Source organism: uncultured Streptococcus sp. (assembly GCF_938036805.1).
In the GTDB taxonomy this organism is placed as follows: Bacteria; Bacillota; Bacilli; order Lactobacillales; family Streptococcaceae; genus Streptococcus.
On the sequence record NZ_CALHWC010000063.1, the window covers coordinates 1 to 6,607 of the forward strand.

Consider the following 6,607-nt stretch of genomic DNA (forward strand, 5'->3'; position numbering starts at 1 on the left):
GTAATGATGCGGCCTTCAACATCCATGGTTGACGGAGCGCCGATTTCTGGGAAGGTCACGATGGGTGTCAGTTCTTTTTTGTAAAGGAACATGGTTCCAGCATAGCCCTTGCGAGCTGGCTCTTGAGACGAACGCCAAGTGTTTTCATAGCCTGGGAAGAGTTCTTCTAAAATTTCAAGATGTTTTTTAGTAGGACCTTTAGCAGATAGCTTTGTTTCCTGAATGGCTATAATATCCGCATTTTCTGCTTGCAAGGTCTGAAGGACAGCCTGAGAGAGCTTAGCGCGGGCAGAATCACTGGTTAAGGCAGCGTTGAGAGAGTCAATGTTCCAAGAAATGAGTTTCATAAAATGTCCTTTTCTAGTAGAAATTTCCTGAGTTTATTATACCAAAAGATAGAGTTGATTTATAGCAAAGTGATTGTAAGAGGCTTGAAAAGCATGAAAGATTTTCGAAAATAGTTGGTGTATAAAATTTTAAATACTCGATCATCATAGATGGCATTGCCCAAATTGATGTCTTGGGAGTTATTGACAAGACTGACGAATGTTTTCTTCTTATAATGGTCTTTTATTTGGCATACCGGCCTTGCGGGGGTATTTGTTGGGAGTTTCTTTCTTCTTTTCAACCACTGTGATAAAGCGGGGATCGCCGTTTGGTAGGGCATAACTGAGGTTGTCTTGGACCTTGCTAAAGAGGAGGTTCAAGGCATTTTTGGCTTCCTCTAGCTCCTCGGGGGCGTTGGAAGCCTTGAGCGCCAGCAATTTCCCGCCAACTTTTAGGTAAGGAATGGTCAGCTCAGACAGGATCTGCATGCGAGCAACCGCACGGGCAGTCACTAGGTCAAATTGAGCTCGGAAAGCCTTGTCCTGAGCAAAGTCTTCTGCGCGGCCGTGGTAGAAGTGAACCTTGTCCAACTCCAGCTCCTCTGCCAGCAGTTTGAGGAAGTTGATGCGTTTGTTGAGCGAGTCAATGATAGTCACATCCAGCTGAGGGCAGATGATTTTCATAGGGAGGCTAGGAAAGCCGGCCCCGGCTCCGATATCTAAGAGCTTAAGCTCTTGATTATCAATCAGACCTTGCAAAACGGGCGCAATTGAATCATAGAAATGTTTGAGATAGACTTCGTTTTTCTCAGTGATAGCTGTCAGATTGATTTTTTCATTCCATTCGACCAAGAGTTCAAAATAACGCTCAAACTGGTCTTTCTGGCGGTCAGTCAGCTCAATACCCTCTTTGGTCAATAGCTGGTAAAATTCTTGCGGTGTCATAGTTTCATCCTTGTTTGTCAGTATTCATTCTATTATATCATAAAACGTGGCAAGGTGTTTCTGATGATTGGCTTCTTGTGTCTCCAAGGATTCGATACTGACTTGCCTTGATTTCTAGAGTTTATTTTCTAGACAAGTGAAGAAGCTTTTTCTAGATTTCTGACTATTTTTACGTTTGGATATTACTCAAGCTAAAGCTCTTTTATTAGATGACATGTCAAGAAAGACAGGTCGAGCTTTTTTTGTTATAATAAATGGGATCAAATCATAAGGAGTATCTTTATTATGTCCATGTTTTTAATTATTATTGCAGTTGTGGCAGTTTTAGCTATTTTCGTGATTTCTGTTTACAATGGTCTTGTTAAGAGCCGCATGCAGACTCAGGAAGCTTGGAGCCAGATTGATGTTCAGCTCAAGCGCCGAAATGACCTGATTCCCAACCTTTTGGAGACGGTTAAAGGTTATGGAAAATATGAGAAATCAACCTTGGAAAATGTTACTCGACTGCGTAACCAAGTTGCTGCTGCCTCATCACCTGCCCAAGCTATGGAGGCTAGTGATGCCCTGACTCGTTCGATTTCTGGTATCTTTGCGGTTGCTGAAAATTACCCAGACCTTAAGGCAAATACAAACTACTTGAAACTTCAGGAAGAGTTGACAAATACAGAAAATAAGATTGCTTATTCTCGTCAGCTTTATAATTCAGTAACCAGCAACTACAATGTCAAAATGGAAACTTTCCCAAGCAATGTGATTGCAGGTATGTTTGGCTTTAAAGCAGCAGACTTCTTGGAGACACCAGAGGAAGAAAAGGCTGTTCCTAAAGTGGATTTTAGCGATTTGGGGTAGGTGGCCACTATGTTGTTTGACCAAATTGCCAGCAATAAAAGGCGTACTTGGGTTCTCCTCGTCGCCTTCTTTGCTCTTTTAGCTTTGATTGGGGCAGCTGTCGGCTATCTTTGGCTCGATTCTCCCTTTGGTGGGATGGCCATCGCCTTTATCATCGGTAGTATTTATGCTGTCAGTATGATTTTTCAGTCCACAGAGATTGTCATGTCGATGAATGGTGCGAGGGAAGTGTCCGAGCAGGAAGCGCCTGAACTCTATCACGTTGTGCAGGATATGGCCATGGTGGCACAGATTCCTATGCCTCGGGTCTACATCGTAGAAGATGCCTCGCCCAATGCCTTTGCGACTGGTTCAAAGCCTGAGAATGCGGCCGTGGCTGCGACAACTGGATTGCTTGCTCTCATGAATCGAGAGGAGCTTGAAAGTGTAATGGGACATGAAGTCAGCCACATTCGCAATTACGATATTCGCATTTCGACAATCGCAGTGGCACTTACAAGTGCTGTTACAATGCTGTCTAGTATGGCTGGGCGCATGATGTGGTATGGCGGTGGTGGTCGTCGAAGAAACGATCGGGACAATGACAATGGCTTAGGAATTGTTTTGATGATTGTCTCTCTGCTAGCTCTTCTCTTGGCGCCGCTTGCTGCAACATTGGTGCAGTTGGCCATTTCCCGTCAACGTGAGTATTTGGCAGACGCTTCAAGTGTTGAGTTGACCCGCAATCCTAAGGGAATGATCAATGCCCTGCTGAAGTTAGACAATAGCCAGCCTATGGAGCACCATGTAGATGACGCCAGCGCAGCGCTCTATATCAATGACCCGAAGAAAAAGGGTGGCTTACAAAAGCTCTTTTATACTCACCCACCAATTTCTGATCGGATAGAAAGATTGAAAAATATGTAATAAGGAAGCCTAGGCTTCCTTATTTTTTGCATTAAATTGTGACTATTTTTAACTCTAGTTGTTTTTGAGGCTGAGTAGAAGGCAGATACCACCAAGCAGAGAGAAGACCAACCAAGCGCTTCCTATATTCCAAAGGCCGAGACTGGTAAAAAGCATGCTTCCTAGAGGAATGGAAAAGGTAAAGAGCATGGTGAGAAAGTTGGAGGTTTGGGCTAATACTTCTGGAGGAAGTTTACTCAGCAGCATGCTGTTGATTTTAGGATTGATTTTTCCAGAGATGTACATGAGAAAGGTAAGAAAGAAAATTCCCAAGAGAGCAGGAGCTTGGAGTAAATTGCTGAGTCCTAGGAGGAGCAGAGCTAGCGAGCACCAAACGACAAGTCGCATCAGGGAGAGCTTGGAAAAATAATCATTTGAGAAGGCACTGGCAGAGATAATCCCAAGCACTGTGCAGGACTCGATGACTAGTAGAGACTGGCTTAGGTTTAGCCCCCAAAATGGGTGATCCAATAAATAGAGATTGTAGAGTCCCATGATAGAGCCGGCCAATGCATTTAAGAGGAGGACTTGAAGCAGCACTAGCAGGAAGTTTCCGATTTTTTCTTGTTCAAAAATCATTTGGACATTCTGGTAAAGGTCTTTCATCTGTTTTCTGAAAGGAAGCTTTTGCTCTGTAACAGCAGGGGTATCATGGGTGAGTTTTTGGCGAACCAGATAGAGAGTGCTTGAGGAGAGTAGGAAGCAGAGAGCATTGCTAAGGGCGACCATAGCAAAATTCTGCTGGCTGATACTAAGTAACCAGACTCCTAAGGCTTGCCCAGCAAAATTTCCCAAAAAAGTGAGAAGTTGAGTGAAAGAGTAAGCTTCCATCAAATCTTTCTCTTCTACATTTTTCTGTAAGATAGGCATCTGTAGGCCACTGCGATAGTCGCTGATAATGTCAGAAAAGATATTGAGAAAGCAGACAGTAGCAAAGGCTAGGTAGGAGGCGGACTTGGTTAGGAGGGCGACCAAAATGAAGAGGAAGGCCTGCAGGTAACCTAGATGAATAAGCCAGCGGGCCTTTTGAATGGTTTTGTCAGCTTTCATCCCGACAAAGACTGTGAAAAAGGTAGGAACAAGAACGATAAAATTGGCAATACCAACGGCAAACTTGGGCTGGGGCATGCTAGAAGCAAATACGATAAAAACGATGTTATAGATAGAAGAGCCTAGGATATTAAAGATCCGTGACAGACTGATAAAGGCAAATAGTCTATTTCTTAAAGCAAGTTTCATAATAAATCTCCTTTGGGACGAATCAATTTTGGAATGTGAAGGCATTCCAACTCGCAATGCATTGGTAGTTATGATTATAGCAAAATGTGGCATGCCCGCAAGGCCTTTTCGCTGACTGGTAGAAGCTCGTAGGCCAAGTGGTAAATATCTGAAAGTGACTTGCAAAAGCTATAAGGTAGCCTATCAAAAACTGACATATTCTTTTAAATTTTTTTTTATACATGAATGTGATATAATAGATAGGATATGACAAAAGAATTTCATCACATTACCGTACTTCTTCATGAAACGATTGACCAGCTTGATGTTCAGCCAGATGGCATCTATGTTGATGCAACCTTGGGCGGAGCTGGTCACAGCGAGTATCTTTTGAGCAAGCTGGGAGACAAGGGGCATTTGTATGCTTTTGACCAGGATCAGACTGCGATTGATAATGCCAAAAAACGTCTGGCTCCCTATATTGAGCGGGGCATGGTGACCTTTATCAAGGATAATTTCCGCAATCTCAAGACTCGTTTGAATGAAGTAGGGGTTGAGAAGATTGATGGAATTTGTTACGACTTGGGCGTATCTAGTCCGCAGCTAGATGAGCGGGAGCGTGGTTTTTCTTATAAGCAGGACGCACCGTTGGATATGCGGATGAATCAAGAAGCTGCCTTGACAGCTTACCAAGTTGTGAATCACTATCCTTACAAGGATCTAGTCCGTATTTTTTTCAAATATGGTGAAGATAAGTTTTCCAAGCAGATTGCCCGTAAGATCGAGCAAGCGAGAGAAGTCAAGCCAATCGAAACGACGACAGAGCTGGCGGAGATTATCAAATCAGCCAAACCTGCTAAGGAACTGAAGAAAAAAGGTCATCCAGCTAAGCAGATTTTTCAGGCTATTCGGATTGAGGTCAATGACGAGTTGGGAGCGGCCGATGAATCCATTCAGCAGGCTATTGACTTGTTGGCTGTAGGTGGTCGTATTTCAGTGATTACCTTTCATTCGCTGGAAGATCGCCTGACCAAGCAACTGTTTAAAGAAGCCTCAACCGTAGATGTTCCCAAAGGTCTGCCTTTCGTTCCAGATGATTTGCAGCCTAAGTTAGAGTTAGTTTCTCGCAAACCCATTTTACCAAGTAAAGAAGAATTAGAAACCAATAATCGCGCCCATTCTGCAAAGTTGCGCGTGGCTAGGAAGGTGCATGAGTAAGTTTCATGGCAGAAAGAAAGCAACACCCTATTCAAAAACGGATTCGGAAATTTTCTCGAGTCGAAAAAGCCTTCTATGGCTCCATTATTTTAACAGCGATTATCCTTGCAGTCAGTATTGTGTTTATGCAGACCAAACTGTTGCAGGTCAATCATGATTTGACTGAAGTTAATGCTCAGATTGAGTCAGAGCAGGCTGAATTGGATAATATTAAGCAAGAAGTGAATGAATTGACACGTTATGAAAGGCTGTCCCAGTTGGCCAGCTCTCAGGATATGAAACTCCAAAAGGGAAATCGTAAGACAGTGAGTACAACCAATGAGTAATAGATTTTTAAAAAACATTCAGCGATATGCTTTAAAAAACAGACAGACACCCGAATCCAATCGAAGAAGAGTGGGAAAAAGCATGAGTGCCTTAGCCGTCTTTCTTTTTTTCATTTTCTTGATTAATTTTGCGACGATTATCGGGACAGATCAGAAATTTGGTGTTAATTTGTCAAAAGGTGCCAAGCAAGTACACCAAAAGACGGTCGTCGTTGCTGCCAAGCGAGGAACGATCTATGACCGCAACGGTGTCCCGATCGCTGAAGATGCAACAACTTATAACATTTATGCTGTTATTGATAAAAAATACAAATCCGCTGCTGGCAAGGTCCTCTATGTAGAGGAGTCCCAGTATGAAAAGGTTGCTGAGATTCTTAATCAACATCTAGGAATAGATAAGGACTATGTTAAGCAGCAACTTGCGCAAAAGGATTTAAAGCAAGTTTCTTTTGGTTCTCAAGGAAATGGGATTACCTATAGCACCATGAGCTCTATCCGGCAAGCGATGGAGAAGGAAAAGATAGAGGGAATTGATTTTACAACTAGCCCTAACCGCAGCTATAGTAACGGTATCTTTGCTTCGCAATTTATCGGTCAGGCTCAGATGCAAGAGGATAAAGATGGTAACAAAACTCTTGTAGGGAAATCAGGTATGGAGCAGTCGCTAGACCGTATCTTGGGCGGTCAGAATGGTCTGGTTACCTATGAAAAAGACAGCAATGGAAACATCATACCAGGCTCAGAGGAAGTGTCTGTCAAGACAGAGGATGGAAAAGATGT

General features: G+C 43.1%; 7 protein-coding genes and 1 pseudogene. 5 read left to right on the forward strand and 3 right to left on the reverse strand.

The features are described from left to right. Both Q0191_RS02625 and rsmG read right to left on the reverse strand, forming a co-directional pair. Positions 1-347, reverse strand: a 347-nt coding sequence (locus Q0191_RS02625) for an endonuclease/exonuclease/phosphatase family protein (protein ID WP_297663580.1), incomplete at its 3' end; no start/stop codon positions are given. A 210-nt stretch (positions 348-557) separates the two neighbouring features. Continuing rightward, a complete protein-coding gene (rsmG, locus tag Q0191_RS02630) occupies positions 558-1,271 on the reverse strand; it encodes a 16S rRNA (guanine(527)-N(7))-methyltransferase RsmG (RefSeq protein WP_297663582.1) in 714 nt (237 codons plus the stop codon). A gap of 291 nt (positions 1,272-1,562) precedes the next feature. Between rsmG and Q0191_RS02635 the strand changes: the two genes are divergently transcribed. Both Q0191_RS02635 and htpX read left to right on the forward strand, forming a co-directional pair. Continuing rightward, a complete protein-coding gene (locus tag Q0191_RS02635) occupies positions 1,563-2,120 on the forward strand; it encodes a LemA family protein (RefSeq protein WP_297663592.1) in 558 nt (185 codons plus the stop codon). 9 nt (positions 2,121-2,129) lie between these two features. Continuing rightward, entirely contained in the window at positions 2,130-3,026 is an 897-nt protein-coding gene (gene htpX, locus Q0191_RS02640; protein WP_297663584.1) for a zinc metalloprotease HtpX, read from the forward strand. A 54-nt stretch (positions 3,027-3,080) separates the two neighbouring features. Here htpX and Q0191_RS02645 read toward each other — a convergent pair whose 3' ends face one another. Then, positions 3,081-4,304 (reverse strand): transporter, encoded by a 1,224-nt coding sequence (locus Q0191_RS02645; protein WP_297663586.1) that lies wholly within the window; start codon positions 4,302-4,304, stop codon positions 3,081-3,083. Between the two features lie 246 nt (positions 4,305-4,550). Here Q0191_RS02645 and rsmH point away from each other — a divergent pair, with 246 nt between their 5' ends. The 3 genes and pseudogenes from rsmH to Q0191_RS02660 all read left to right on the forward strand — a co-directional run. Further along, positions 4,551-5,501: a 16S rRNA (cytosine(1402)-N(4))-methyltransferase RsmH gene (gene rsmH, locus Q0191_RS02650; RefSeq protein WP_297663588.1), complete on the forward strand. Its 951-nt coding sequence runs from the start codon at positions 4,551-4,553 to the stop codon at positions 5,499-5,501. Positions 5,502-5,506: 5 nt separating this feature from the next. Next, the gene (ftsL, locus tag Q0191_RS02655; RefSeq protein ID WP_005591835.1) at positions 5,507-5,827 is read left to right on the forward strand and encodes a cell division protein FtsL; all 321 of its coding nucleotides are present in this window, start codon (positions 5,507-5,509) and stop codon (positions 5,825-5,827) included. Beyond that, a pseudogene (locus Q0191_RS02660) lies at positions 5,820-6,607 on the forward strand (penicillin-binding protein); the annotation flags it as partial. The gene ftsL and the pseudogene Q0191_RS02660, both read left to right, overlap by 8 nt.